Source organism: Lacticaseibacillus manihotivorans DSM 13343 = JCM 12514, assembly GCF_001435035.1.
Classification (GTDB): Bacteria; Bacillota; Bacilli; order Lactobacillales; family Lactobacillaceae; genus Lacticaseibacillus; species Lacticaseibacillus manihotivorans.
The window spans coordinates 1-300 of sequence record NZ_AZEU01000186.1; the positions used below are offsets into that span (position 1 = coordinate 1).

Here is a 300-nt window from a genome sequence, read left to right on the forward strand (position 1 = left end):
CGCAAATCGTAGTGCTGGTCGATGTATGACCTGTCTTCATCAAAGACCTTCTCGTGCGACAGCCCGGTGATGCTATGCCGGTTGATCAACTGGTGCCGCTTGCCTGACTGCGTCACGCCTTCACTGATTTGGACGCGATGAACCATTACCTGAGTGCCATGCTTCAGCTTCACCTTAAAGGCATCACCTTCGATGAACAGTTGCGGTACTGCTCGCCGGTCTACCTCCACCGTGACGTACTTGTCCTCGGCTTCACGTACCGTGTCTAGCTCTTGTCCAGCCTCGCGCACTAAGTTATCC

The 300-nt window shown here is 54.3% G+C and carries 1 protein-coding gene; it reads right to left on the bottom strand.

Annotated features, from left to right (window positions below; genetic code table 11):
* The coding region (locus FD01_RS10655; RefSeq protein ID WP_191981525.1) for a UPF0236 family transposase-like protein at positions 1 to 300 on the bottom strand (300 nt) is incomplete at both ends.